The sequence below is a fragment of the Nocardia sp. MH4 genome, from assembly GCF_019266065.1.
Lineage (GTDB): Bacteria > Actinomycetota > Actinomycetes > Mycobacteriales > Mycobacteriaceae > Nocardia > Nocardia canadensis.
This window is the reverse complement of record NZ_LPNR01000065.1, coordinates 1-25,153: the sequence shown is the minus strand read 5'-3', so window position 1 is coordinate 25,153 and position 25,153 is coordinate 1. Positions and strand designations below refer to the sequence as shown.

The following is a 25,153-nucleotide window of genomic DNA, read 5'->3' as shown; positions in this document are numbered from 1 at the left end:
CAGGTCAGCGGACCGCCGTCACCTCGGCCTCGTTCGCGGGACGATCCAGCGGTGTATCGGTGCGCTCGCGCAGGAACTTGTCGAACATCGCGGCGACATAGGCGCGCACGAGAAACGCCATCCGATCAGGGTCGATGGTGCCGATGTACCGCGCGGCGAGCGGCCGGGCCGATCCGGGCACCAACCACGGCATGTCGGTGAAGTCGTAGTGGGCCGAATTCGCAATGGCGAGATGGCGTTTCCAACCGGTCGCGGACCGCCAGAACGCGTCGAGCGAGGGATTGGCGTCGCCGACCTCCTCGATCTGGCTGCTGGTCAGCACCAGCGTCGGTCGGTCGACGCCCTCGGTCACCGCGCGGCCGAAGGCCTCGTCCACCCCGAGCTGGCCGTCCAGATCGACGGCCGCGTCGATGCGCCGGTCCTCGTACATGGCCTCCACCGCGGTGTAGCCACCGGAGGAATGGCCGACGGCACCGACCCGGCCGAGGTCGAGCACCCGGCCCAGATCCGAAGGCAGAGCGTCCCGCTCGGCATCCGGGTTCTCCCCGCTCGCGAGAAGGGTGAGGCTGTCGAGGACGAGGCGGACGTCGAGCAATCTGGCCTCGATGTACTTCGCGCGGATGGCGGTGTCGAAACCGTTCGGCGCGGGCGCGGGGCGCACGATCCGGCCGCCGGGAAACTCGACGGCGGGCCCGGTTTCGTAGGTGTGGTCGACGGTCACGACGACGTAGCCGCGGGAGGCGAGGTCCTCGGCGAGACCGGTCCCGAGGATCCGCGAGACGCCCGCGCCCGGCGTGTACAGCACGACCGGGTAGCTGTCGCCGGTCCGCGCGGGCGCCCCGCGAGCGGCATGGGTCAGCGCGCCGGGGAGATCGATGCCCAGCGTCTGCTCCAGCCCGGGAATCAGCTCGGTCGAGACGTAGTGCCCGCGCGGGTACCGGTCCACCTCCGTCGCCGGATAGAACACCGAGACCATCAGTTCCCTGGCCACGTCGGGCGCGAACGGATCGGGCCGATCCGCGTCTGCCAGATGCAGGGTGGTCGTCCCCACCGGGAACGCACCGGTCGGGCTCGGCAGCACCGCGATCCCCGGGTCGGCGCCCGCGGTTCCCGCACTCGCCGCGACCAGCGCGCAGACCGACATCGCCACCATCGTCGCTCGACGGATCACCTTCTCCCCCACCATCATCGGAGAACCCCGGCTCCCCCGGCGATTCGCCGGACACGCTATCAGCCGGTCGTGCATCCGGCGGCGTGTCACGTCATCTGCCGGGAGAGGCGGGGTCCGGTCGATCAGCCGAGGATGTCCCTGGCCAGCTCGCGCATCTCGGCTTTGCGGATCTTGCCGGTGACCGTCATCGGGAACTCATCGACGACATGGACGTAGCGCGGGATCTTGTAGTGGGCCAGGCGGCCGGTGCAGAAGACCCGGACTGCGGCGGCGTCGAGCAGCGGCGCGCCCTCGCGCAGCCGGAGCCAGACCATCAATTCCTCGCCGTACTTGTCGTCGGGGACGCCGATCACCTGGGCGTCGACGACGTCGGGGTGGGTGTAGAGGAATTCCTCGATTTCGCGGGGGTAGATGTTCTCGCCGCCGCGGATCACCATGTCCTTGATCCGGCCGGTGACCGAGAGGTAGCCGTCGTCGTCCATGACGCCGATGTCGCCGGTGTGCATCCACCGGGCCGCGTCGATCGCCTCGGCGGTCTTGTCGGGCTGGTCCCAGTAGCCGAGCATCACCGAGTAGCCGCGGGTGCACAGTTCGCCCGCCTCGCCGCGCGGCAGGGTGCGTCCGGTCGCCGGGTCGACCACCTTCACCTCGAGGTGCGGCCCGACCCGGCCGACGGTGGCGGTGCGGCGCTCGATGCTGTCGTCGCTGCGGGTCTGGGTGGACACCGGCGAGGTCTCGGTCATGCCGTAACAGATGGACACCTCGGCCATCCCGAGCTGGTCGATGACCCGCTTCATCACCTCCACCGGGCACGGCGAGCCCGCCATGATGCCGGTGCGCAGGCTCGACAGATCCGGGGTGGCACCGGCGTCGAGCTCGGCCAGCATCGCGATGAACATCGTCGGGACGCCGTAGAGCGAGGTGCAGCGCTCGGCGGCGACGGCGGCCAGGGTCGCCGCCGGATCGAACGCGGGCGCCGGAATCACCACGGCCGCACCGTGCGAGGTGGCCGCGAGATTGCCCATGACCATGCCGAAGCAGTGGTAGTACGGCACCGGCACGCAGATCCGGTCGACCTCGGTGTAGCCGCACAGTTCGCCGACGAAGAAGCCGTTGTTGAGGATGTTGTGATGGCTGAGCGTGGCGCCCTTCGGGAAACCCGTTGTGCCCGACGTGTACTGGATATTGATCGGGTCGTCGGCCGACAGCGTCGCGGCGATCCCGGCCAGGAGCGCGGTATCGGGCTCGGTGGCCGCGATCTCCTGCCACTGCGGCCCGCCGAGGATGAGGACCTGTTCCAGGTCGGGGCAATTCGGCCGGACGTCGTCGATCATCGCCACGTAGTTCGAGGTCTTGAACTCCGGTGCGGCGATCAGCTGACGGATGCCTGCCTGCCGCAGCACGTACTCGAGTTCGCTGGTGCGGTAGGCGGGATTGATATTGACCAGCACCGCACCCAGCTTGGCGGTGGCGTACTGGACGAGGAACCACTCCGCGCAGTTGGGCGCCCAGATCCCGACCCGGTCGCCCGCGCCGATGCCGAGATCGGCGAGGCCGGTCGCGACGGCGTCGACCGCGACGCCCAGCTCGCGGTAGGTCCAGCGGCGTCCGGTCGGGCGGTCGATCAGCGCGTCGCGGTCCGGGTGGGCGGCCACGGTGCGGTCGAGGTTCGCGCCGATGGTGTCGCCGAGCAGCGGGGTGCCGCTCAGGCCGTGGGCGTAACTCAGTTCGGGCATCAGCGGATCTCCTTGCCGCGCAGCAGGAAACGCTGCACTTTGCCACTCGGTGTTTTCGGCAGGCTCGCCACGTAGTGGACCTGACGGGGGTAGGCGTGCGCGGCGAACTTGTCCTTGACCAGCCGCTGCAGCTCCGCGGTCAGCTCGGCGCCGCCCTCGGCGCCATCGCGGAGCACGACGAACGCTTCGAGTACTTCGCCGCGCAGTTCGTCCGGCATGCCGACGACGGCGGCCTCGGCCACCTGGTCGTGCAGCACCAGCACACTCTCGACCTCGAACGGGCCGATCCGGTAGCCGGCCATGATGATCACGTCGTCGTCGCGCGAGCTGAAGTGGAAGAAGCCGTCCGCGTCGCGGGCGCCGACGTCGCCGGTGAGGTACCAGCGGCCGTCGGCGGTGAACCGGCTCGCGGTGCGTTCGGGGGCGTCGAGGTAGCCGAGGAACCACAGCAGCGGGCTGTGGTCGGTGTCGATGGCGACCCGGCCGATCTCGCCGGGCGCGGCCTCGACGTCGGCGTCGTCGGCCAGCACCGCACACGTCCAGCCGGGCAGCTCGGTGCCCATCGAGCCCAGCGGGGCGGGCCGGTCGACGTCCGGGTGCCAGGCGTGGCAGATGACCATGCCGTGCTCGGTCTGGCCATAGTGATCGCGCACCGCGACCCCCAGCGTCCGCTCCGACCAGGCGACGACATCGGGGGTGAGCGGTTCGCCCGCCGACGATGCCCGGCGCAGCGCGATCCCCTCGGGGACGGCACCCCCGCGCAGCGCGCGGTAGACCGTCGGCGCGGCGGCGAAGTTGGTGACACCGAACCGGCGCAGGACGTCCAGGGTGAGCGGGGCGGAGAAGCCGGCGTGCAGCAGCAGACTGCGCGTCCCACTCGCCAGCGGGGCCAGGATCGCGTAGTAGAGCCCGTACGCCCAGCCCGGATCCGCCGCGTTCCAGTAGACGTCCTCGGGGCGCACATCCAGGGCGAACTCCTGGTAGGCGTGGAAGGAAGCCAGCGACCGCACGGGGATGGGCACGCCCTTGGGGGTACCGGTGGTGCCGCTGGTGAACAATTGGACGAGCAGGCCGTCGCCGCCGACGACCACCGGGTCCGCGCGCGGGTCGTCGGCGCGGTGCGCGGCGAGCAGGTCGGCGAATCGCAAGGCGTCGGGGGCCTCGGTGTCGCCGACGACGATCGTGCGGCGATCCGGATCGGCGGGGATGTCGGCGCTCACGGCCAGCTTCGCCGCCTGGTCGGCGTCGGCGACGACCACCTTCGTGCGGCTGGCCGCGAGCCGGAAGCCGATCGCGGGCGGCGCGAAGGCGGTGAACAGCGGAACGTGCACCGCGCCGCGCCGCCAGATGCCGAGCAGCGCCACGACCAGATCGGCGGACTTGGCCATCAGTGTCGCGACCCGGTCGCCCGGCTCGACACCGAGCCCGGCCAGCGCCGCGGCGAAGCGGGCCGATCGTTCCCGCAGTTCGCCGTAGGTCAGATCGTGCGCACTCAGATCGGACTCGACGACGGTGAACGCGATCCGCTCGGCCGGATGGCGATCACACAGCAGGTCGGCCGCGGTGGCCTCGGGTCCGTCGTAACACTCGAGCAGGTCGCGCACCCGCGCGTCCAGGTCGGTACTCATCGCAGTTCTCCTCAACACCTGGACCGGGCCGCCAGGTCTTGTCCTAGAATGTGGCACACCTCACGTTCGCCACTACCCCCGAAAAGGGGTGACCGATGCCGGCCACTGCTCTGTTGCGCCCCCGCGACGGCGATGCCCTGCGCGCGGAGATCCGCTGGGTGGCGCGCCGGGCGGACGTCCCGGTGATCTTCGGCGGCGCGGTCGACGAGGACGCCCTGCTGCTCACCGAGTTCGTCGGCACTGTCACCACGGGGCTCCGCGGCCTCACGGTGCTGCGCACGTCCGGGCTCGGCGGCCAGGCTATGGACCTACGCAGGCCCGCCTCGGTGGCCGACTATCGCGGCGCCTCCACCATCACCCACCACTACGACGGCCCGGTATGCGGCGAGGGGCTGCGCTCGGTGGTCGCGGTGCCGGTCGTGGTGGACGACCGGCCGCGCGCGGTGCTGTACGCGGCCACCCGGGGCGCCGGCCCGATCGGCGATCGCACGACCGAGGTGATCCTGCAGTCGAGCAGACGGCTGGCCGCCGAGATCGCGGTGCGCGACGAGGTGGACCGGCGGGTCAGGATGCTCGCGCTCACGGCGCCCACGCCTGCCGCCGCTCCGGCGGTCACCGAGGAACTGCGCGAGATCCACGCCGAGCTGCGGGCTCTGGCGGCGGCCAGCGGCGACGCGGGGGTGCGTGCGCAACTGTCCGGGGTGTGCGATCGGCTGACGGGAGTGCTGGCGGGTGAGTCGGCGGCGGAGGTGCCCCGGCTGTCGCGACGCGAACTCGACGTCCTCGCCCAGATCGCGCTCGGCTGCACGAATCAGGAAGCGGCGCTGCGGCTCTCACTGGGTGCCGAGACCGTCAAGAGCTATCTGCGGCAGGCGATGACCAAACTCGACGCACGAACTCGGCACGAAGCGGTGGCGCTGGCTCGGCGCCACGGACTGCTGCCCTGATGTGTGATCGGTCACCCTCGCGGCCGTCCTGACGGCCGGTGCGCGCACCCGCGATCGACGATGCCGCCGAGTACGCCCCCCGGCCCGGGCTCGCGTCCGGGACGCTTCCGACCGGGCCGGGCCTCGAATCCTCCAGGGCCGCACGGTCTGTACTGGGCACATGGGCGGCACGGCCGGAGCACACCGCCCGATCGGCCGAGTACCGTTGCGCCGGAAGCTGTTCCGGATGGAACGAGCAATCCTCGCCCTGGACGATGACACAACGAATTACCCCTGCGGATACCCGAATATCTTTGGGACAAAACAATCTCGACGTCGATCCGGCCCGGTAGCGTCGGTCCGATGACGGAGCCTTTCCAATTGGCCGGCGTCTCGCTGGACTGTGACGACCCCGAAACCCTCGCCCGCTTCTATCTCGGGCTGCTCGGTGGCCGCGTGCTGTGGAACGACGTCCACAGCGTCGGAATCCGGCTCCCCTCGGGACTGACGGTCGCCGCGCAACGGGTCGAGGACTACTACCCGCCGCAGTGGCCGGGCAGCGCCGCCGTGCAGCTGGAGCTGGCCGCCGACGCCGACCTGGATCTGTGCGAACAGCACGCGATGGCGATAGGCGCCAAACCAGCTCCGGTGCAACAGGATCCGCGCTGGCGTGTCCTGCTCGACCCGGCGGGGCACCCGTTCTGTATCACCACCCGGGTGGTGCCCGCCTAGCGCGGGAGTTCCGGCTCCGGGAGCAGATCCGGCCTGCGGTCGCGGGTGCGTTCCAGCGCCTGCTCGTGCCGCCAGGCGGCCACCTTGGCGTGATCGCCGGAGAGCAGGATCGGCGGCACGTCCAGGCCGCGCCAGGACACCGGGCGGGTGTAGCTGGGACCCTCGAGCAGTCCGTCGGAGAACGAATCCTCCTGGTGGGACTGCTGATTGCCGAGCACGCCGGGGATCAAGCGCACCACGGCCTCGGTCATCACCAGCACGGCCGCCTCGCCGCCGATGAGCACGTAGTCGCCGATGCTCACCTCCTCGACGCGCACGCGACGCGCGGCGTCGTCGAAGACGCGCTGGTCGATGCCCTCGTAGCGGCCACACGCGAAGACGAGGTGGCGCTCGGTGGACCAGCGCTGCGCGGTGGCCTGGGTGAACGGCACGCCCGCGGGCGTGGGCACGACGAGCAGGGCGTCGTCGGGGCAGACCGCGTCCAGCGCGTCACCCCAGACGGTGGGCTTCATGACCATGCCGGGACCGCCGCCGTAGGGCGAATCGTCGACCGACTTGTGCACGTCGTGCGTCCAGTCACGCAGGTCGTGCACACCGATCGAGATCAGGCCCTTGTCGACGGCCTTGCCGAGCAGCGCGGTACGCAGCGGCTCGAGGTACTCCGGGAAGATCGTGACGACGTCGAGTTGCACGAATTACTCCGGATCGAGCAGGCCCTCGGGCGGATCGATGACCACCAGTCCATCGGCGATCGACACGGTCGGCACGATGGCGGTGACGAAGGGAATGAGAATCTCGCGGCCGTCGTCGGCGGCGCGCACCGACAGCAGTTCGCCCGCGGCCGAATGCAGCACTTCGGTGACCTCGCCGACGACGGTGCCGTCGGTGAGCTCGACCCGCAGGCCCTCGAGCTCGTGGTCGTAGAAGGCGTCCTCGTCCTCGGACGGGGGCAGCGATTCGCTGTCGACGACGAAGAGCATGCCGCGCAGCGCGTCGGCCGCGGTGCGGTCGGCGACGCCGTCGACGAAGACCAGAAGCCGGCCCGAGTGCTCTCGGGCCGACTTCACGGTGTAGTCGCGGGTCGCCGCGGATTTCGGCATCCGGCCGTGCAGGGTGGCGCCGGGGGCGAACCGGAGTTCCGGCTCGTCGGTGCGCACTTCGACGACGAGTTCGCCGCGCACGCCGTGCGACTTGGCGACCCTACCTACGACGAGTTCCATCTAGGCGTCGGTGTCGACCACGTCGACCCGGATACCACGGCCACCGATGCCGGCGACCAGGGTGCGCAGCGCGGTCGCGGTACGACCACCGCGTCCGATCACCTTGCCGAGGTCCTCGGGGTGGACGTGCACCTCGACGGTGCGCCCGCGCCGGCCGGTGATCAGCTCGACGCGGACGTCATCGGGGTTGGCGACGATGCCACGAACCAGATGTTCGACGGCATCGGCAACAACGGCAGTCATTACTCGGCAGCCTCAGCGGCGGGGGCCTCGGCGGCCTCCTCGTCCTTCTTGGCGGCCTTCTTCTTGGGGGTGACGGCCTCGGCGACGGGCTCGTTGTCGGCGGCGGCCAGCGCGGCGTTGAACAGGTCCAGCTTGGACGGCTTGGCGGCCTTCACCTTGAGGGTGCCCTCGGTGCCCGGCAGGCCCTTGAACTTCTGCCAGTCGCCGGTGATCTCCAGCAGACGCTGCACGGACTCGGTCGGCTGCGCGCCGACGGACAGCCAGTACGCGACGCGATCGGCATCGATCTCGATCAGCGAAGGCTCTTCCTTCGGGTGGTACTTGCCGATGGCCTCGATGGCCCGGCCGTCACGACGGGTACGGGCGTCGGCGACAACCACGCGGTACTGCGGGTTGCGGATCTTGCCCAGGCGGGTGAGCTTGATGCGAACAGCCATGCTGATCTGCCTCTTTCAGTAGTTTGGTCACCACGCGATTCGGCGACCCGCATGGTCTGCGGGTCCGGTTTCGCGCATGAAGTGCGTGACCGCCGCGCGGTACGTGACCGGAGACGGGCTGACACTGTCCAGGAAGGACGGTTGTTCATTGTGCCAGACCGGCCCACCCCGCTCGAAATCGGCCGTTCCCGCCACCGGTCAGCGGTGGCCGGTCACCGGGTTCGGGGTTTTGACGACCAGACCGCGCAGGACGACCCAGTCGGGGTCGGTGAGCGCGGCCGGAGTGGTGCGGGGGTCGTCGGAGTAGACGACGAAGTCGGCGGGAGCGCCTTCCTCGATGCCGGGGCGACCCAGCCAGGCGCGGGCGTTCCAGGACGCGGCGCCCAGGGCCTCGTGGGGCGACAGACCCGCACCGCCCAGGGCGGCGATCTCGTCGGCGATGCGGCCGTGGCGGATGGAACCGCCCGCGTCGGTGCCCGCGTAGATGGGCACCCCCGCCTCGTGGGCGTTGCCGACCGTGTCGCGGACGCGGCGGTGCAGGTCGCGCATGTGGGCGGCGTAGACGGGGAACTTGCCCGCGCTGTCGGCGATGCCGGGGAAGGTGTCGATATTGATCAGGGTGGGGACCAGGGCGGTGCCGTGGGCGAGCATCAGCTCGATGGTGTCGTCGGTGATGCCGGTGCCGTGCTCGAGGCAGTCGATGCCCGCGTTGATCAGGCCGGGCAGAGCGTCCTCACCGAAGACGTGGGCGGTGACGCGGGCGCCGTTGGCGTGGGCGGCGTCGATCGCCTGCTTCAGGATGTCGTCGCTCCACAGCGGGCGCAGGTCGCCGACGGAGCGGTCGATCCAGTCGCCCACGATCTTGACCCAGCCGTCACCGAAGCGGGCCTGCTCGGCGACGATCTCCGGCAGGTCGCGTTCGTCGTCGAGCTCGATGCCCAGTTCGCGGATGTAGCGCTTGGGGCGGGCGATGTGGCGGCCCGCGCGGATGATGCGCGGGAGCTCGGCGTGCTCGTCGATGAAGCGGGTGTCGATCGGCGAGCCCGCGTCGCGCAGCAGCAGCGCACCGGCGTCGCGCTCGGTCTCGGCCTGGTCGATCGCGCCCTCGCGGGTCTCGTCGCCGCCGCCGTAGCGGATGCCGACGTGACAGTGGGCGTCGACCAGGCCGGGCACGATCCAGCCGGTGCGGCACAAGGTTTCGGCCCCGGCGACCGGCTCGAAGGTGACGGACCCGTCGACGACCCACAGGTCGCGCTCCTCGTCCCCGGGGAGAACCACACCACGCAGATGCACACGAACCTCCAGACGTCGGCCTGGCCCCCAACCTACCGCTCGGGGGCGGCCGAGGCACTCGCCTCGGGCGCGAGCCCGCTGCCGGTGACTAGCGGCCGAGCGGTTCGTCGAGGAAGACCGTCACCGCGACGATCCGCGGCTCGTCGGCCGCGAAGTCGACGAAGGCCACCCCCTGCGCGGTACCGATCCGCACACTCGCGCTGACCGTGCGCCCGGCGGCGATCATCTTGTCCCACCGGATGTCTCGCGCGAGCTCGGCGAACCCGGCCGCGTCGACCGGCCGCCCGGCAGGCAGTTCCACCGCCGCCCTGGCCCCGAGCAGGTCCCGCACGCCCGCCGGGTCGCCCGCGGCGGCGGCGCCGAACAGCCTGCCGACGACGCGCTTGCCCGTCGCGCCCACGCCGCGCAGGCCACGCAGCATGCCCATCGCGCCGCCGACGCCCAGCTCGGAGACCAGTTGCGGACCAAGCTTGGTCCCGGCCAGCACCCCGGCCGGGCCGGTGGCCAGCAGCCGCCGGATCATCACCGCCAGCTCCCAGTGCGCGGCCAGGCGCGCGATCCGCCAGCCGTCGGCCGACTCGATCAGGTCGTAGCGCAGGTGCATGGGCACGGTGACGGTGGCGCCGGTCGACATGGTGGTCTCGATGTGCAGGTCGCGCACCACCGTGCGCCCGGCGACCAGGTCGCGCTCGACCCGGAAGGCGATGGTGTTCGGCGCGATGAAGACGTTGTAGAACCGCGAGATCGCCTCGCGGCCGATGTGTTCGCGCGCGCCGTACGGATCGTGCACCGCGGCGTTGTCGACGAACAGGCCGACCCAGGCGTCCTTGTCGTGCGCGGCCACCGCGCGCGGTGAGGCCTGCACGGCCGCCAGCAGGTCTTCCGCGGTCCGATCCAACGGCATGTAGGTCCTCCATAGTCGCGCTGCCCCTGCCCGATCCATGATAGAACGTGTTCTAGTTTTGCGTCGGCGATCGTGCCCGCGCTCTGTTGGACAAAGGAATCTCGATGGACTGGTACACCGGGAACGCCACCTACGACACGGTGCTGGCCATCGCCTTCGCCTTCGCCGCGTTCGTGATCGTGGGCGGACTGTTCGCGCAGAGTCCCTACGGCCGTTTCGCCTCGACCTCGATCGGCTTCAATCTCAACCCCAAGCTCGGCTGGTGGCTGATGGAACTGCCCGCGACCGTGGTGTTCGCGGTGTTCTACCTCGGCGGGCCCGACCGTTTCGAGCCGGTGCCGCTGGTGCTGGCGGCGATCTGGCTGCTGCACTACGGCAATCGCGGCTGGTTCTTCCCGCTCTCCATCCGGCAGGTGCCGGGCAAGAAGAGCAGCTTCAACTTCTCGGTGGTCGCGGCCGGGGTGTTCGTCACCGCGTTGCACGGCTACCTCAACGGCGCGTTCTTCAGCCACGACTACAAGAACCAGTACGGCACCGCCTGGCTCACCGACCCGCGCTTCCTGATCGGGCTCGTGGTGTACCTGTGCGGCTTCGGCCTGCTGGTCCGGTCGGAGGCGATCGTGCGCAACCTGCGCGACAAGAACAACCCCGGCGCCGCCGAGTACCGCATCCCGCACGGCGGCGGCTTCCGTTTCGTCAGCAGCCCGGCCTACCTGGGCGAACTGATCGCCTGGGCCGGGTTCGCGCTACTCACCTGGTCGCTGGCCGGCGTGGCCATCTTCCTGATCACCGCGGGCAACCTGGTGCCGCGCGCCTTCGCGACGCACCGCTGGTACCGGGAGAAGTTCGTCGACTACCCCCCGACCCGCAAAGCCCTGATCCCCGGCGTGATCTGACAACTCCCCCCGCACAACCCGACCTCGAGGAGGGTTCGCCGCGCAGCGGCGGTCGCGGCCGTCCCGCCGATCAGCGGCAGTTGCGCAAGCGACGAAGGAGCAAGCAACTGCCGCTGATCGGCGGGACAGAAGGGGCCGCGACTCGAGCGCACCAGCGCTCGAATAACACAGCTCAGTTCTTGGGGAACTTCAGCTGCGACAGGTCGATACCTTCCAGACCGGGCGGCAGCTGGTCCAGGCCGGGCGGCATCTGCGACAGGTCCATGCCCGGCGGCAGACCGGGCATCCCGGCGGGCATACCGGGGAAACCACCGCGCATCTTCGGCGGGGTCGGGCCGCGACCACCCTTCTTGCCCTTCTTGCCCTTCTTGTTGTTGCCGCGGCGCGCGCCGGGCAGGCCCATCTGACGGCCCATCATGGCCATCATCTTCTTGGCCTCGAAGAAGCGGTCGACGAGCTGGTTGACCTCGGAGACCTGCACGCCCGAGCCGTTGGCGATGCGCAGGCGGCGGGAGGCGTTGATGATCTTCGGGTTGTCGCGCTCGGCGGGGGTCATGCCGCGGATGATGGCCTGCACGCGGTCGAGCTGCTTGTCGTCGACCTGGGCGAGCACGTCCTTCATCTGACCGGCGCCCGGCAGCATGCCGAGCAGGTTGCCGATCGGGCCCATCTTGCGGATGGCCAGCATTTGATCGAGGAAGTCCTCGAGGGTGAGCTCGCCGCTGCCGATCTTGCGGGCGGTCTCCTCGGCCTGCTGGGCGTCGTAGACCTGCTCGGCCTGCTCGATCAGGGTGAGCACGTCACCCATGCCGAGAATGCGCGAGGCCATCCGGTCCGGGTGGAAGACGTCGAAGTCCTCGAGCTTCTCACCGGTGGAGGCGAACATGATCGGCGAACCGGTCACGTTGCGGACCGACAGCGCGGCACCACCGCGCGCGTCGCCGTCGAGCTTGGTGAGCACGACACCGGTGAAGCCGACACCGTCGCGGAACGCCTCGGCGGTGCTGACCGCGTCCTGACCGATCATCGCGTCGAGCACGAACAGGGTCTCGTCGGGCTGCACGGCGTCGCGGATGCCCGCGGCCTGGCGCATCAGCTCGGCGTCGATACCGAGACGGCCCGCGGTGTCGACGATGACCACGTCGTGCTGCTTGGCCTTGGCCTCCTCGACACCGGCGCGGGCGACGCCGACCGGGTCGGCCGCGGAGATGCCGAGCGGGTTCTCGCCGCCGCCCACGGAGGTGCCGGGATGCGGGGCGAACACGGGCACGCCCGCGCGCTCACCGACGACCTGCAGCTGGGTGACCGCGCCGGGACGCTGGAGGTCACAGGCGACCAGCAGCGGCTGATGACCCTGGCCCTTGAGCCATTTGGCGAGCTTGCCGGCGAGGGTGGTCTTACCGGCACCCTGCAAGCCGGCCAGCATGATGACCGTCGGCGGATTCTTGGCGAGATTGAGCCTGCGGGTCTCCCCGCCGAGGATGCCGACGAGCTCCTCGTTGACGATCTTGACGACCTGCTGCGCCGGGTTCAGCGCCGCGGAGACCTCGGCGCCCTTGGCGCGTTCCTTGACGTTGGCGATGAAGCCGCGCACCACGGGCAGCGCGACGTCGGCTTCCAGGAGGGCGAGGCGGATCTCGCGCGCCGTGGCGTCGATGTCGGCCGGTGACAGACGCCCCTTACCGCGCAGATCCTGCAGTGCACCGGTAAGCCGGTCGGACAGGGATTCGAACACCGATCGCGCTCCTGATCTGAAAGGGACGTCTATTGCCCTCCCAGGGTAATGGGTGTTATTCCCGGTGCCGCACGTGCGGTGGCGCGGTGCGCCGCAATTCGTGGTTTTCGATGTTCACCAGGTACACCGCCTCCCGCCCGGTGAGACCCAGTTCACGCGAGAGCGCCTCGATCCGCGCCCACTCGGCATCGGGACTGTCGACGTGCCGGGCGGTCGTGGAGGCGATGGTCATCGCCGCCAGGGCCTGGGCGCCGGTGAGTGTGCGCCCCGGTAGCCACGAAACCACCCACAGGTCACCGCCGACGCAGCGCGCGATATGCGTGGTCGCGTCACTGGTCATCATCGATGCGGAAACGACTTCGATAGCCACGGATCTGCTCCCCTCGAACGAGTGACAGCCAGACCTCTCGAATGCTATAGGTCTGATCTCGACTGATCGGGCAACGCCGACCGTTGACGGGCAACCTGATAGCAATCGGTGGTGAAACCGTGTCCTGACTGTCTCAGTCGGCGCTCGCCTCCGCGGGCGGCGGGGGCGCCGGGAGCGGCACCACGTCCAGGACCGCCTTCTCGATGCGGTCACGCAGCTGCGGGCTGTCGGCGTCACCCAGATCGAGACAGAAGGCGTCGACCACGGCCGACCCCATCGTGACGACCTTGGCCCAGCGGACATTCACCCCGGCCGTGGCGAAGGTGCCCGCCAACCTGCTGAGCAGGCCCACCCGGTCTTCGGCGCGCAGTTCGAGAATCACCAGTCCCGGCGTGCTGGTGGCCGACCAGATCATCCGTGGCTGAGCGCGGGCATAGCGGCCCGGTCCGGCGCCGACCGCCTCGGCCTCGCGCTTGGCGAGCACCTCGGGCAGGTTCAGCGCGCCGGTGGTGGCCCGGATCAGCTCCTGGCGCAGCAGGCCCGCGTCCGGTGGGTCACCGAACTTCGGCGTCACCACGAAGGTGTTGATCGCCGACTCCCCCGCGCTGCCGAGCGAGGCCGACAGCACCCGCAGCGAGTGCAGGGCCAGCACACCCGCGGCGTCGGAGAGCAGGCCGGGCTCGTCGGGCGCGATGACGTTCACCAGGTAGGTGTGCTTGCCCTCGCCCGGTGTGAGGGTGACGTGCACGCCGCCCGCCCGCGCCTTCTCCAGCAGCTCCGGGTCGATCGGTTCCGGCTGCGGCAGCGGCTCCCCCGCCATCACCAGCTTGCAGCGCCGCACCAGGTCACCGATGAGCGAGGCCTTCCAGTCACCCCAGACACCGGGGCCGGTGGCCATCGAGTCGGCCTCGGCGAGCGCGTGCAGCAGTTCGAGCAGACCGACGTCACCGCCGAGCGCGTCGGCGACGAACCGGACGGTCTCCGGATCGGCCAGGTCACGCCGGGTCGCGGTGTCGGGCAGCAGCAGATGGTGGCGCACGATCGCGCTGAGCGTGCGCACGTCCGAGGGCCACAGGCCGAGCCTGCGGCCGATGTGGGTGGCCAGTTCGGCGCCGACGACGCTGTGATCGCCCGCCCGGCCCTTGCCGATGTCGTGCAGCAGCGCGCCGAGCGCGAGCAGATCCGGCCGGGCCACCCTGGTGCTGAGCGCGCCCGCGTAGGCGACGGTCTCCATCAGGTGCCGGTCGACGGTCCAGGTGTGCAGGGCGTCGCGCGGCGGCAGGTCACGGACCGCGCCCCACTCGGGGAACAGCCTGCCCCACAGGCCGGTTCGATCCAGCGCCTCGACCGCGTCGATGCTGCCGCGGCCGGCGCCGAGCAGGACCAGCAGGTCGTTGAGCGCGTCCTTGGGCCACGGCTCGCGCAGTTCCGGCGCGTCCTCGGAGAGCCGGTTGAGCGTGGTCGCCGACATCGGCAGCCCGGTCTGCGCCGAGGCGGCGGCGACCCGCAGGATCAGGCCGGGATCGCGCTGTGGCCGCGCGTCCCTGGCCAGCACCACCTCGCCGGAGTGCTCGACCACCCCCTCATCGAGTGGTCGGCGCACCGGCATCCGGCGCAGCCTGGCCAGGCCGCGGCGCGGCAGCGCGTTGGCCGCGGTGCGCAGGCCGACATCGGTCGAGTAGCTCACCGTGCGGGCCGAATCGCTCAGCGTGCGGGCCAGATCGAACCGATCACCGATGCGTAGCGCGGCGCCGATCTCGTCGGCATCCTGGGCGCGCAGCTGGTCGCGGGCGCGACCGGCGACGCGGTGCAGTTCGGTGCGCACGTCGAGCAGCCTGCGATGGGCCTGCTTCAGGCCGCCGCCGGGGACCTCGGGGCCCAGCCCCGGCATGGCGTCGGTCAGCTGGGCGATGGCGAGCGCGTCGAGCAGCTGGATATCGCGCAGGCCGCCCCGGCCGTTCTTGAGGTCGGGCTCGGCGCGGTGGGCGATCTCGCCGCTGCGCTGCCAGCGCGCGGTGGTCTGGGCGATCAGTTCGTCGAAGCGGGACCGGATGCCGGTCCGCCACTCCCGGCGCACTCCGCCGATGAGCAGATTGGACAGGTCCTCGTCACCGACGATGTGGCGGGCCTCGAGCAGGCCGAGCGCGGCGACCATGTCGTCGGCGGCCACCCGCAGCGCCTGCGGCACGGTGCGGACACTGTGATCGAGCTTGATGTGGGCGTCCCACAGCGGATACCAGAGCTGATCGGCGACCTCCGACACCACGGCCGGGTCGACGTCGTCGTGCAGCAGCACCAGATCCAGATCGGAGAACGGCAGCATCTCGCGACGGCCGAGGCCGCCGACCGCGACGACGGCCAGGCCGCTGTCGGCGGTGATGCCCAGTTCGTTGCCCTTGCTGGTGAGCCACAGTTCGAACAGGTCGACCAGGGCCGCGCGCAGCGATTCCGGATCGAGCCGGGGATTTCGGGGCCCCGCCCCGTCGAGCAGCTGTGCTCTGGCCTTGACCAGGTCGGCCGCCCCGTTGTTCTGAATACCGCCGTTCTGTTGTGCCACAGTCCCACCGCCATTCATGCGGGCGGCCCCGCCCCGACCGGGTCGTACCGGTGGGAGCGGGGCCGCCGCTCGATCGTTTACAACCGTGCGTCGCTACCGAATTACAGAGCGTCGCTTCCGCGTTCGCCGGTGCGGACCCGGATGATGGTGTCCACCGGGGTCACCCACACCTTGCCGTCACCGATCTTCCCGGTGCGCGAGGCCTCGACGATCACCTCGACGACCTTCTCGACCGACGCGTCGTCGACGACGACCTCGACACGAACCTTCGGAACGAAGTCCACCGAGTACTCCGCACCGCGGTAGACCTCGGTGTGGCCCTTCTGCCGGCCGTATCCCTGGACTTCGCTGACGGTCATGCCGAGCACGCCTGCCTGCTCCAGCCCGGTCTTCACGTCTTCGAGCGTGAACGGTTTGACGATTGCCGTAACCAGTTTCATGTTCGTCATGCCTCCTTGACGAGCGAGCGTGCCGTGCCACCCACAGCAGCGAAATCGTAAGCGGTTTCCGCGTGCTCGGACTCGTCCAGGCCCGCCGCCTCGGACTCCTCGCTCGCGCGCAGGCCGATGGTGAACTTGATCGCGTACGCGATCACGGCCGTCACGACCAGCGAGTAGGCCAGGACGGTGAAGGCACCGACAGCCTGCAGCTTCAACTGCTCGACTCCACCACCGTAGAACAGACCCTCGACAGCTGCGGGAGCTTCGGCCGTGGCGACCAGGCCGACCATCAGGGTGCCGACCAGACCACCGACCAGGTGGACGCCGACGACGTCGAGCGAGTCGTCGAAGCCGAAGCGGAACTTCAGGCCGACGGCCAGGGCGCACAGCGCGCCGGAGACGACACCGATGGCCAGCGCGCCGACGACGTTCACCGAGGAACAGGCCGGGGTGATCGCGACCAGACCGGCGACGATGCCCGAGGCCGCGCCGAGGGAGGTCGGGTGACCGTCACGGATCTTCTCCACCAGCAGCCAGGCGAGCATCGCGGCCGCGGTGGCGATGGTGGTGGTGAGGAAGGTGGCACCGGCGATACCGTTGGAGCCGACCGCCGAACCCGCGTTGAAGCCGTACCAGCCGAACCACAGCAGACCGGCGCCGAGCATGACGAACGGCAGGTTGTGCGGACGGAACGGGGACTTCGGCCAGCCCTTGCGCTTACCGAGGATCAGGCACAGGACCAGACCGGCCGCACCGGCGTTGATGTGCACCGCGGTACCACCGGCGAAGTCGATCGCCTTGAGGTTGGTCGCGATCCAGCCGCCGTTCTCGGCGGTGATGCCGTCGAAGGCGAAGACCCAGTGCGCGACGGGGAAGTAGACGATGGTGGCCCAAATTCCGGCAAAGACGAGCCACGAACCGAACTTCAGGCGGTCGGCGACCGCACCCGAGATGAGGGCGACCGTGATGATCGCGAACATGAGCTGGAAGGCGACGAAGACCGACAGCGGGATGGTGCCCGCGAGCGGGATCCCCGCCGGCGTCGCCGGGTCGGTGGTGGCCAGGTACTGGCCGCCGAACACGCCCTTCAGGCCGAAGTACTGGAGCGGGTCACCGAAGAAGTTGCCCTTGTCTTCGCCGAATGCCACTGAGAAGCCGTAGAGACACCACAGGATGGTCACCAGACCCATCGCGGAGATGCTCATCATGATCATGTTCAGCACGTTCTTGCCACGGACCATACCGCCGTAGAAAAACGCCAAGCCCGGCGTCATCAGCAGCACGAGTGCTGACGCGGTCAGCAACCATGCAGTGTCACCGGCATCGGGTGCGCCGATTACGGGAAATGCCACCTTGTGTTCCTCCTCATCTCGGGCCCTGCCGATGACGGCAAAAGGACCTGTACAGAAGGGTCGCCACTCGGTGTTTCATCCGTTGAGCTGTGGTGTTTCACCTGAGTGAACGGATAGCGCGGTTGTGTTGCTTCCACGTTTCGTGCGGTTGGCCACCACTTGTCGCCTCACGGTGAGACCGGTACGAGTGTGCGGTTCGCCCGGCGTTCGCGCGGGGAGGCGGGCACGGCGTTTCCCCTGGAAAACAGCGATGCCCGCCCGATCGCTGGATCGGGCGGGCATCGCCGGCTGACTACGCGGCGCCGCCGAGCAGGGCGTCGACGAAGGCACCGGGCTCGAACGGCGCCAGATCGTCGGCGCCCTCGCCCAGACCGACGAGCTTCACCGGCACGCCCAGCTCGTGCTGCACCTGGAACACGATGCCGCCCTTGGCGGTGCCGTCCAGCTTGGTCAGCACGACGCCGGTGATGTCGACGACATCGGCGAAGACCCGCGCCTGCATCAGGCCGTTCTGGCCGACGGTCGAGTCGAGCACCAGCAGGACCTCGTCGACCTCGGCCTTCTTCTCCACGACGCGCTTGACCTTGCCCAGCTCGTCCATCAGGCCGGTCTTGGTGTGCAAGCGACCCGCGGTATCGATCAGGACCGCGTCGACCCCGCGATCGATGCCGGCGGTGACCGCGTCGAAGGCGACGGCGGCCGGGTCGGCGGCTTCCTTGCCACGCACGGTCTCGGCGCCGACCCGCTCGCCCCAGGTCTGTAGCTGATCGGCGGCGGCGGCGCGGAAGGTGTCGGCGGCGCCGAGCAGCACCCGGCGGCCGTCGGCGACGAGCACCCGGGCCAGTTTGCCGGTGGTGGTGGTCTTGCCGGTGCCGTTGACGCCGACGACCAGCAGGATCGCCGGATGGTCGGCGTGCGGCAACGCGTGGATGGACCGGTCCAGCTCGGGGCGCAGCGCCTCGATCAGCACGTCACGCAGGGCGGCGCGGGCCTGCTCCGGTGTGCGCACGCTGCGCGCGGCCATCTCCTCGCGCAGGCGCTCGACGATCTTCGCGGTGCTCGCGGTGCCGATATCGGCCAGCACCAGGGTGTCCTCGACCTCCTCCCACGAGTCCTCGTCGAGGTCACCACCGCCGAGCAGACCGAGCAGGCTCTTGCCGACCGCGTTCTGCGAACGGGACAGCCTGCCGCGCAGGCGCTCGAGCCGGCCGGAGGTGGGGTCGATCTCCTCGATCGCGGCGGCGACCGCGTCGACCTCGGCGGGCGCGGTCGGGGCGGGGGCCTCGGCGACAGGTTCGGCGGGCGCGGTCTCGGCCGGGGTGGGTTCGGTCTCGGCCAGTGCCGTCTCGACGGGGACGGTGTCGGTGGGCGCGGTCTCGGTGGGCGCGGTCTCGGTCGCGGTGGTGTCCAGGGAGCTCAGGTCGTCCGGGACGACCACGGTCTCGGCGGCCTGGACATCGGCCTCGGGCAGCGGGACGTCGGTGATGCCGCGGCGGGGGGCGTCGCGCGGGACGGCGGCGTCGTCGCCGACGTGCGGCTGCCCCTCGTCGTCGGTGCGCTCCCCCACCGGTTCGGGTCGTGGCAGCGTGGGCGCCGACCCACCCTGACTGAAACTGAATCCGCCGGACGCGGTGTACCCACCGGACCGGTCCGTCAACTCCTTGTCCGGCTCGGGCGGTGCCAGGGAGATCTGGCGCCGCTTGTACAGGACGAAACCCGCGACGAGCGCCACCAACAGCACGGCGGCGATCGCGGCGATCAGGATCCACGCTTGCGAACTCACCCGGCAGAGTCTATTCGGGAGGCGGATCGCGGCACGTCGGCGGCGTCGGCGCGGCGGGTCGGTGACGAGGGACGGAGCGCATCGGCACGCCGGGGAAACACTACAGATTCGTTGTCCTGCGGAACTTCTGGCGCTCGCCCCATAGGATCGGCGACGTGACCGATCGAAACGTGCTTGGGGGGCCGCTGGAAGAGTGCGGCACCGATCCTCTCACGGGCTTCTACCGGGACGGCTGCTGCAGCACCGGTCCGGAGGATCTCGGCAGCCACACCGTGTGCACGGTCGTGACGGCGGAATTCCTGGAGCATCAGGCATCCATCGGCAACGACCTCAGCACTCCGCGTCCGGAGAACAACTTCCCCGGCCTGCAGCCGGGCGACCGCTGGTGTGTGGTGGCGGTGCGCTGGTTGCACGCGCACGAGGACGGCGTCGCCGCACCGGTGGTGCTGGCCGCGACGCACGAGAACGCCCTGGAGGTCATCTCCATGGACATCCTCCGCAAATACGCCGTGGACGTGCCGGACGACGTCAGCGATCTGCTGTAGGCACGGGGTGGCGCCTGCGGTGCGCCTTCTGCCGGCAGGCTGCCGAGCAGTAGCGGGCGGGCCTGCCGGTGGCCGATCGGCGCACCGGTGCGGCGCACACGGGACAGCGCGGAGTTTCGTCACCCGGACCCGTTTCGTCACGGCCTGACGGCGCCGGTTCCGTGACGCCCGCCGGGCGGGCGCGCAGGGCGTCGAGGACGAGCACGACAGCGGGCGCGAGCGGCTCGCCCGCGCGCCGATGCCGTTGGATCGCCACGCAGCCGGTGAAGATGTCGAGCACGTCGGCGACGCCGACATCGGCGCGAACGGTGCCCTGCCGCTGGGCGGCGGCGAGCAGGGCGCCCAGCGCCCGATGGAAGCGGTTGCCCGCGCCGCGAAGCAGGGCTCGTGGCCAGCCGTCGTCGGATTGCACCAGGTCACAGAGGTCCTTGTTGCCCGGCGTCGTCACGATGACGTGGGTGCACAGCGCGAAGAAGGCCGCGCCGGGGTCGGGATCGGCCAGGTGCTCGGCGGCCAGCGCGGCGAGCCGGTCGACCCGCTGCTGCATCACCGCCTCCAGGAGATCGGTCTTGGTCGGGAAGTGCCGGTGAACGGTGCCCGCGCCGACGCCGGCCCGGCGGGCGACCTCCGCCAGCGAGACGGTGGTGCCGCGTTCGGCGAGCGCGCGCTGCGCGGCGGCCAGCACGAGGGCCCGGTTACGCCGGGCGTCGGCCCGGATGGCCGGTTCCGCGCCGTTGTCGACGGACATTTCGTTACGCCTTCCCTGCACCACACCTGGTCAACCGGGTCGACCCGCCCGTACCGTCCGGAATACGGGTCGACCGACCCGATTATAGGGAACGAAACGGAGCTCATCCGCAATGACTTCAGCACTGCCCGTTCTGATCACCGGCGCGACCGGCAAGCAGGGCGGCGCCACCGCCGGGAAACTGCTGGCCGACGGACACCCGGTCCGCGCCCTCGTCCGCGATCCCGCCGCGCCGGCGGCCCGCGCCCTGGCCGAGGCCGGCGCCGAGCTGGCGATCGGCGATTTCGACGATCCCGCCTCGCTGCGGGCGGCCGCCACCGGGGTCCGGGCCGTATTCCTCGTTCCCCCAGTCGATTACGGCCCGAGCGGCTGGAACGCGGGCGATGAGGGCCGCCGTGGTGTCGCCATGGTCGATGCCGCGCGCGCCGCGGGCACCGACCAGATCGTGTTCACCGGCGTGGCCGCGCTCGGCTCGGCCGACTCGTGGGGCCAGGAGGGCAAACGCCGGATCGAGGACGCGGTCGCCGCGTCCGGCCTGCGCTACACCGTGCTGCGCCCGGTGCGGTTCATGGAGAACTACCTCCTGCGGGGATCGCCGGTCGACGGCATCAGGGCGGGCGGGGAACACCGCCACCTGTTCCCCGCCGATCAGCCGCTCCAGATGGTCGCCCTGGCCGACATCGCCGCCTTCGCCGCGCTGGCCTTCGCCGCTCCGGCCGACTGGCACGGCCGGACCCTGGAGCTGGCGAGCGAGGCGATCACCCCGGTCGCGGCCGCCGCGGCCATCGCCGAGGCCACCGGCCGGGCGATCCACTACCGCGAGATCGACGAATCCGAGGCCGAGGCGATCGGCCCCCAACTGGGCAACACCTGGCGATTGATCCGCGAAACCGGCGGCTGGCACGCCGACCTCCCCGCCCTGCGCGCGCTGTACCCGGGCCTCACAACCCTGCGGGAATGGCTGGCCACGGGCGGAGCGGCGAAAATATCGGCCGAGCTCGACGAGCCCGCCCCGACCGCCTGACCACCGCGTCGCCCGCCGCAGCCGTGCGACCAGGCAACAGCGCGCAGCCACGCGGCGTAGCCCCGGCAGCACAGCGCGGATTCCGGCCAGGGTGCCGGTCACCTGACCAGGCCCGCCGAGCCTTGTCACGCCGGGCGGTGGCAGGCCGATACCGCGCGGCTCCCGGTGGCTCGAGCGGGCTCTCTGCGCACGGTTCAGGCTCCGGCACGCTCGGGCGATGCGGCGCAGTGGAGGGTGGTCTGTCGGGTCTCACCGCATCACCACACCTGGTCGGCGGGTCGTGACGGTGACGTCGTTATCCCGCCAGCGACCGGTTCGGCGGCTTCCTACCGTCGGTCGTTGTGCATGCTGAACCTGTCGCCACGAGGCCGAGAACTCCGCTGCGTGGCTCTGTCGTGTTGTTCATGTCATCGGCTGCCGCGCTGGGGACCTCGGCGCTGTATCCGCTGCAATCCGCGATCGCGGATGTCGCGGACTCGGTGGGCGCGGGGATCGCGGTCGTGGGGACCGCGCTGGCGTGCGGGCCGGTCGGGTATCTGGTAGGGCTCGGGCTGCTGGTCCCGCTGGTCGACCGGTTCTCGCCCGCGCGGCTGCTCGCGGTCCAGTTCGCGGTGCTCGCCGCGGCATTGGCGATGAGCGCGACGGTCGGCCGACCGTGGCAGCTGGGGGTGGTGATCGGCGTGGTCGGGGCGTGTTCGGCGGTGGGCGCCGGGCTCAGTTCGGTGGCGGGACGGCTCGCGTCACCGGATCGGCGCGCGACGATCCTCGGCATCGTGACCGCGGGGATCTCGGCAGGCATCCTGGCCGGGCGCATCGTCGGCGGGTGGCTCGCCGACGAGATCGGCTGGCGTGCGATGCAACTGACGTTCGCGGCCGCCTGCGGGTGCGTCGCGCTCGGCTGCCTGGCCGTGCTGCCGACCGAGCGGGGCACCAGCGATCGCGGCTACCTCCGGACGCTGCGTTCCCTCCCCCGCCTGATGGCACGCGACGGCACACTGCGGACCGCGTCGATCCGCGGCGCGCTGTGGTTCTTCGCGTTCTGCGCGGTGTGGAGCGGACTCGCGGTCGCGCTGTCCGAGCCGCCGTTCTCGTATTCGGCGGAACAGATCGGCCTGTACGCCCTGGCAGGGCTGTCGGGCATCGCGGCGACGCGGATCGCGGGCGGATGGACCGATCGCGTCGGCCCCCGGCGGGTCCTGCTGATCGGTCTCGCCCTGGCCGGTGTCGCCGCGATCGTCCTGGGCACCAGCCTGACCGGCACCGTGGTGACGCTGGTCTGCCTCGCGCTGTTCGACGCCGGCCTCTTCGCCGCCCAGGTCGCGAATCAGAGCACCGTGCTCGCCATCGACCCGGCCTCGCCCGCGCGCTTCAACAGCGCGTACATGATGGTGTATTTCGTGGGCGGCAGCCTCGGCACCGCCTTCGGCGCGGCCGCGGTCGAGTGGTTCGGCTGGACCGCGACCGCCACGATCGCGGCACTCGCCATCGGGGTCGCGGCGATCCTCGTCGCGATCGCCCCCCGCGACTCGACTCCGGTCGCACCGTGAGAAGCCCCGCCACAGCGCCGAGCGAATGCCGGCCTCCCCGGCGCCGTCGCGCGCGGATCAGTTCAGCGCGCCGTTGTAATCCGGGAACTTGAAGGTGCGCTCGGCGTGCCCACCGGACAGGTCCGACGGGCTGTTGCCGATATTGGCGACGATCGTGTAGCCCCTGCTCTCGATATCGGCCCTGCTCGCGGTCTTGTACTCGGCCAGTCCGGCATTGCCCGCCGACAGCGTGGTCGGCGCGCTGCCGTACAGCCCGTCGACCGGGTAGCCCACCGAGCTCAGGTTCGCCTGCGAATAGGCGTTGACCAGCGCGGGCCTACCGGTGACGAAGATGATCGCGGCGCCGTTCTGCTTCGCCCAGGTGGCCAGGCCGAGCACCGGCTGGATCGCCGGGATGATCAGCCCCGTGTTGTAGGAGGTCTCGAGCGTCGTGTTGTCGATGTCGAAGACGATCGCGGGTTTGGTCGCGCCGGGCAGCCGGCCGGCGAGATAGGTCTTCGCCTCGGCCACGACGGGCGTGATCTCGCCGATCCACTGCGCGTACGGCGGCAGCTCGGACTTGTTGCCCGACAACGACGACGAGCCGCCGCCGGACAGCGACGACGAACCGGTGTCGCCGCCGGCCACGGGCAGTGGGGCGAGGAGCGCGGCCGCGATACCGGCGACCAGCGATGCTGTAACACGTTTCATCCGTCGCACGCTAACAGCGGCCACCATCGGTGAAATGTGTTGCCATTTCACCATCCCGGACAGTGGGACAGCTACGCCGACGCGCCCACCGGATCGGTATCGGTCACCTCGGCGCGGTTCAACCGTTGCGAGATCACCTGGGTGATGCCGTCACCGCGCATGCTGACGCCGTAGAGCGCGTCGGCGATCTCCATGGTCGGCTTCTGATGGGTGATGACGATCAGCTGGCTCTTCTCCCGCAACTGCTCGAACAGGCCGATGAGCCTGCGCAGATTGGTGTCGTCGAGCGCCGCCTCGACCTCGTCCATCACATAGAACGGCGACGGCCTGGCCCGGAAGATGCTGACCAGCAACGCGACCGCCGTCAGCGACTTCTCGCCGCCGGAGAGCAGCGACAGGCGCTTGACCTTCTTGCCCGGCGGCCTGGCCTCCACCTCGATGCCGGTGGTGAGCATGTCGGAGGGGTCGGTGAGCACCAGCCTGCCCTCGCCGCCGGGGAACAGCTTGGCGAAGACGCCGACGAACTCCCGCTCCACGTCGGCGTAGGCCTCGGTGAACACCTGCAGGATGCGCGCGTCGACCTCGGCGACCACGTCGAGCAGGTCCTTGCGCGCGTTCTTGACGTCCTCGAGCTGAGTGGCGAGGAAGGTGTAGCGCTCCTCGAGCGCCGCGAACTCCTCCAGTGCCAGCGGGTTCACCTTGCCCAGGGTGCTGAGGTCCTTCTCGGCGCGTTTGGCGCGGCGCTCCTGGGTGGCCCGATCGTAGGGCATCGGCTGCGGCGCGCTGACCTGCTCGCCCCGCTCCTTGGCGGCCTCGTACTCCTGCAATTCCAGCGCCGAGGGCGGCAGCGCGACATCGGGTCCGTACTCGGCCACGAGATCGGCCAGCGCGATGCCGAACTGCTCGGAGATGGTCGTCTCGAGCTGTTCGATGCGCAGGGCCGCCTGGGCCTTGGCGACCTCGTCGCGGTGCACGGCGTCGGTGAGCTGGGCCAGCTGGGTGGTCAGCGCCCGCGACCGCTCCTTCACCTGTTCGAGCGCGGCGGCGCATTCGCCGCGACGCCGGACCAGCTCGTCGCGCCGGGCCGCGGCGGCGGCCACGACCTGCTCGAGCTCACGCGCGATCTTCGCCCCCGACTCCGCGACCGCGGCGGCCACGGCGGCGGCTTGGCGGCGC

General features: G+C 70.4%; 24 protein-coding genes. 6 read left to right on the top strand and 18 right to left on the bottom strand.

Going from position 1 to position 25,153, the window contains the following annotated elements; genetic code table 11:
* Window positions 1-4: 4 nt before the first annotated feature.
* The 3 genes from ATM97_RS05420 to ATM97_RS05410 form a co-directional block, all read right to left on the bottom strand.
* Entirely contained in the window at window positions 5-1,189 is a 1,185-nt protein-coding gene (locus tag ATM97_RS05420) for a hypothetical protein (RefSeq protein WP_218716834.1), read from the bottom strand.
* 104 nt (window positions 1,190-1,293) lie between these two features.
* On the bottom strand, window positions 1,294-2,907 hold the full coding sequence (locus ATM97_RS05415; protein WP_218716833.1) for an AMP-binding protein: 1,614 nt from the start codon (window positions 2,905-2,907) through the stop codon (window positions 1,294-1,296).
* Complete coding sequence (locus ATM97_RS05410; RefSeq protein ID WP_218716832.1) at window positions 2,907-4,535, bottom strand: AMP-binding protein; 1,629 nt, start codon at window positions 4,533-4,535, stop codon at window positions 2,907-2,909. The genes ATM97_RS05415 and ATM97_RS05410 overlap by 1 nt, the downstream gene beginning before the upstream one ends.
* Before the next feature lie 95 nt (window positions 4,536-4,630).
* Here ATM97_RS05410 and ATM97_RS05405 point away from each other — a divergent pair, with 95 nt between their 5' ends.
* Together ATM97_RS05405 and ATM97_RS05400 are read left to right on the top strand one after the other, a co-directional pair.
* Window positions 4,631-5,482, top strand: coding sequence for a LuxR C-terminal-related transcriptional regulator (locus ATM97_RS05405; RefSeq protein WP_218716831.1), 852 nt, complete (start codon window positions 4,631-4,633; stop codon window positions 5,480-5,482).
* A 342-nt stretch (window positions 5,483-5,824) separates the two neighbouring features.
* On the top strand, window positions 5,825-6,193 hold the full coding sequence (locus ATM97_RS05400) for a VOC family protein (RefSeq protein ID WP_218716830.1): 369 nt from the start codon (window positions 5,825-5,827) through the stop codon (window positions 6,191-6,193).
* Here the strand turns inward: ATM97_RS05400 and trmD are convergent.
* From trmD to ATM97_RS05370, 6 genes are all read right to left on the bottom strand, one after another.
* Entirely contained in the window at window positions 6,190-6,885 is a 696-nt protein-coding gene (gene trmD / locus ATM97_RS05395; protein ID WP_218716829.1) for a tRNA (guanosine(37)-N1)-methyltransferase TrmD, read from the bottom strand. The genes ATM97_RS05400 and trmD overlap by 4 nt on opposite strands.
* A gap of 3 nt (window positions 6,886-6,888) precedes the next feature.
* Complete coding sequence (gene rimM, locus ATM97_RS05390) at window positions 6,889-7,413, bottom strand: ribosome maturation factor RimM (RefSeq protein ID WP_218716828.1); 525 nt, start codon at window positions 7,411-7,413, stop codon at window positions 6,889-6,891.
* A complete protein-coding gene (locus ATM97_RS05385; RefSeq protein WP_019048210.1) occupies window positions 7,414-7,656 on the bottom strand; it encodes an RNA-binding protein in 243 nt (80 codons plus the stop codon).
* Window positions 7,656-8,093: a 30S ribosomal protein S16 gene (gene rpsP, locus ATM97_RS05380; RefSeq protein ID WP_218716827.1), complete on the bottom strand. Its 438-nt coding sequence runs from the start codon at window positions 8,091-8,093 to the stop codon at window positions 7,656-7,658. Before rpsP ends, ATM97_RS05385 begins: the two co-directional genes overlap by 1 nt.
* Before the next feature lie 198 nt (window positions 8,094-8,291).
* On the bottom strand, window positions 8,292-9,386 hold the full coding sequence (locus tag ATM97_RS05375; protein WP_218716826.1) for an amidohydrolase family protein: 1,095 nt from the start codon (window positions 9,384-9,386) through the stop codon (window positions 8,292-8,294).
* An 88-nt stretch (window positions 9,387-9,474) separates the two neighbouring features.
* A complete protein-coding gene (locus ATM97_RS05370; RefSeq protein WP_218716825.1) occupies window positions 9,475-10,290 on the bottom strand; it encodes a nuclear transport factor 2 family protein in 816 nt (271 codons plus the stop codon).
* Window positions 10,291-10,394: 104 nt separating this feature from the next.
* On the opposite strand from ATM97_RS05370, the gene ATM97_RS05365 reads away from it, so the two are divergent.
* Window positions 10,395-11,186, top strand: coding sequence for a methyltransferase (locus ATM97_RS05365; RefSeq protein ID WP_218716824.1), 792 nt, complete (start codon window positions 10,395-10,397; stop codon window positions 11,184-11,186).
* 172 nt (window positions 11,187-11,358) lie between these two features.
* Here the strand turns inward: ATM97_RS05365 and ffh are convergent, their stop codons facing one another.
* The 6 genes from ffh to ftsY all read right to left on the bottom strand — a co-directional run bounded on the left by ffh (window position 11,359) and on the right by ftsY (window position 19,423).
* Entirely contained in the window at window positions 11,359-12,921 is a 1,563-nt protein-coding gene (ffh, locus tag ATM97_RS05360) for a signal recognition particle protein (protein WP_218716823.1), read from the bottom strand.
* A 55-nt stretch (window positions 12,922-12,976) separates the two neighbouring features.
* On the bottom strand, window positions 12,977-13,291 hold the full coding sequence (locus ATM97_RS05355) for a hypothetical protein (RefSeq protein WP_308248378.1): 315 nt from the start codon (window positions 13,289-13,291) through the stop codon (window positions 12,977-12,979).
* 133 nt (window positions 13,292-13,424) lie between these two features.
* Window positions 13,425-15,866, bottom strand: a complete 2,442-nt coding sequence (locus ATM97_RS05350) for a [protein-PII] uridylyltransferase (protein ID WP_218716822.1) — start codon at window positions 15,864-15,866, stop codon at window positions 13,425-13,427.
* Between the two features lie 83 nt (window positions 15,867-15,949).
* Window positions 15,950-16,288, bottom strand: a complete 339-nt coding sequence (locus ATM97_RS05345) for a P-II family nitrogen regulator (RefSeq protein WP_110036141.1) — start codon at window positions 16,286-16,288, stop codon at window positions 15,950-15,952.
* 5 nt (window positions 16,289-16,293) lie between these two features.
* A complete protein-coding gene (locus tag ATM97_RS05340) occupies window positions 16,294-17,640 on the bottom strand; it encodes an ammonium transporter (RefSeq protein WP_218716821.1) in 1,347 nt (448 codons plus the stop codon).
* Between the two features lie 292 nt (window positions 17,641-17,932).
* Window positions 17,933-19,423: a signal recognition particle-docking protein FtsY gene (ftsY, locus tag ATM97_RS05335; protein ID WP_218716820.1), complete on the bottom strand. Its 1,491-nt coding sequence runs from the start codon at window positions 19,421-19,423 to the stop codon at window positions 17,933-17,935.
* A gap of 155 nt (window positions 19,424-19,578) precedes the next feature.
* Between ftsY and ATM97_RS05330 the strand changes: the two genes are divergently transcribed.
* The gene (locus ATM97_RS05330; RefSeq protein WP_019048221.1) at window positions 19,579-19,968 is read left to right on the top strand and encodes a DUF2237 family protein; all 390 of its coding nucleotides are present in this window, start codon (window positions 19,579-19,581) and stop codon (window positions 19,966-19,968) included.
* Here the strand turns inward: ATM97_RS05330 and ATM97_RS05325 are convergent.
* Window positions 19,952-20,716, bottom strand: a complete 765-nt coding sequence (locus ATM97_RS05325; protein ID WP_218716819.1) for a TetR/AcrR family transcriptional regulator — start codon at window positions 20,714-20,716, stop codon at window positions 19,952-19,954. The genes ATM97_RS05330 and ATM97_RS05325 overlap by 17 nt on opposite strands.
* 112 nt (window positions 20,717-20,828) lie before the next feature.
* Here ATM97_RS05325 and ATM97_RS05320 point away from each other — a divergent pair, with 112 nt between their 5' ends.
* Both ATM97_RS05320 and ATM97_RS05315 read left to right on the top strand, forming a co-directional pair.
* Complete coding sequence (locus ATM97_RS05320; protein ID WP_218716818.1) at window positions 20,829-21,740, top strand: NmrA family NAD(P)-binding protein; 912 nt, start codon at window positions 20,829-20,831, stop codon at window positions 21,738-21,740.
* Window positions 21,741-22,144: 404 nt separating this feature from the next.
* A complete protein-coding gene (locus tag ATM97_RS05315; protein WP_218716817.1) occupies window positions 22,145-23,287 on the top strand; it encodes an MFS transporter in 1,143 nt (380 codons plus the stop codon).
* Window positions 23,288-23,344: 57 nt separating this feature from the next.
* Here the strand turns inward: ATM97_RS05315 and ATM97_RS05310 are convergent, their stop codons facing one another.
* Both ATM97_RS05310 and ATM97_RS05305 read right to left on the bottom strand, forming a co-directional pair.
* On the bottom strand, window positions 23,345-23,977 hold the full coding sequence (locus ATM97_RS05310) for an HAD family acid phosphatase (RefSeq protein WP_218716816.1): 633 nt from the start codon (window positions 23,975-23,977) through the stop codon (window positions 23,345-23,347).
* Between the two features lie 71 nt (window positions 23,978-24,048).
* A partial coding sequence (locus tag ATM97_RS05305; protein WP_218716815.1) for an AAA family ATPase occupies window positions 24,049-25,153 on the bottom strand: 1,105 nt, incomplete at its 5' end.

Excerpts from the sequence above, each read along its gene's own strand:
- ATM97_RS05325 (WP_218716819.1), bottom strand. The coding sequence starts at position 20,716 with ATGTCCGTCGACAACGGCGCGGAACCGGCCATCCGGGCCGACGCCCGG.
- ATM97_RS05315 (WP_218716817.1), top strand. The coding sequence starts at position 22,145 with ATGTCATCGGCTGCCGCGCTGGGGACCTCGGCGCTGTATCCGCTGCAA.
- rimM (WP_218716828.1), bottom strand. The coding sequence starts at position 7,413 with ATGGAACTCGTCGTAGGTAGGGTCGCCAAGTCGCACGGCGTGCGCGGC.
- ATM97_RS05415 (WP_218716833.1), bottom strand. The coding sequence starts at position 2,907 with ATGCCCGAACTGAGTTACGCCCACGGCCTGAGCGGCACCCCGCTGCTC.
- ATM97_RS05385 (WP_019048210.1), bottom strand. The coding sequence starts at position 7,656 with ATGACTGCCGTTGTTGCCGATGCCGTCGAACATCTGGTTCGTGGCATC.
- ATM97_RS05350 (WP_218716822.1), bottom strand. The coding sequence starts at position 15,866 with ATGAATGGCGGTGGGACTGTGGCACAACAGAACGGCGGTATTCAGAAC.
- ATM97_RS05370 (WP_218716825.1), bottom strand. The coding sequence starts at position 10,290 with ATGCCGTTGGATCGGACCGCGGAAGACCTGCTGGCGGCCGTGCAGGCC.
- ATM97_RS05420 (WP_218716834.1), bottom strand. The coding sequence starts at position 1,189 with ATGATGGTGGGGGAGAAGGTGATCCGTCGAGCGACGATGGTGGCGATG.
- ATM97_RS05345 (WP_110036141.1), bottom strand. The coding sequence starts at position 16,288 with ATGAAACTGGTTACGGCAATCGTCAAACCGTTCACGCTCGAAGACGTG.
- ATM97_RS05410 (WP_218716832.1), bottom strand. The coding sequence starts at position 4,535 with ATGAGTACCGACCTGGACGCGCGGGTGCGCGACCTGCTCGAGTGTTAC.
- ATM97_RS05405 (WP_218716831.1), top strand. The coding sequence starts at position 4,631 with ATGCCGGCCACTGCTCTGTTGCGCCCCCGCGACGGCGATGCCCTGCGC.
- rpsP (WP_218716827.1), bottom strand. The coding sequence starts at position 8,093 with ATGGCTGTTCGCATCAAGCTCACCCGCCTGGGCAAGATCCGCAACCCG.
- ATM97_RS05320 (WP_218716818.1), top strand. The coding sequence starts at position 20,829 with ATGACTTCAGCACTGCCCGTTCTGATCACCGGCGCGACCGGCAAGCAG.
- ATM97_RS05310 (WP_218716816.1), bottom strand. The coding sequence starts at position 23,977 with ATGAAACGTGTTACAGCATCGCTGGTCGCCGGTATCGCGGCCGCGCTC.
- ATM97_RS05365 (WP_218716824.1), top strand. The coding sequence starts at position 10,395 with ATGGACTGGTACACCGGGAACGCCACCTACGACACGGTGCTGGCCATC.
- ATM97_RS05400 (WP_218716830.1), top strand. The coding sequence starts at position 5,825 with ATGACGGAGCCTTTCCAATTGGCCGGCGTCTCGCTGGACTGTGACGAC.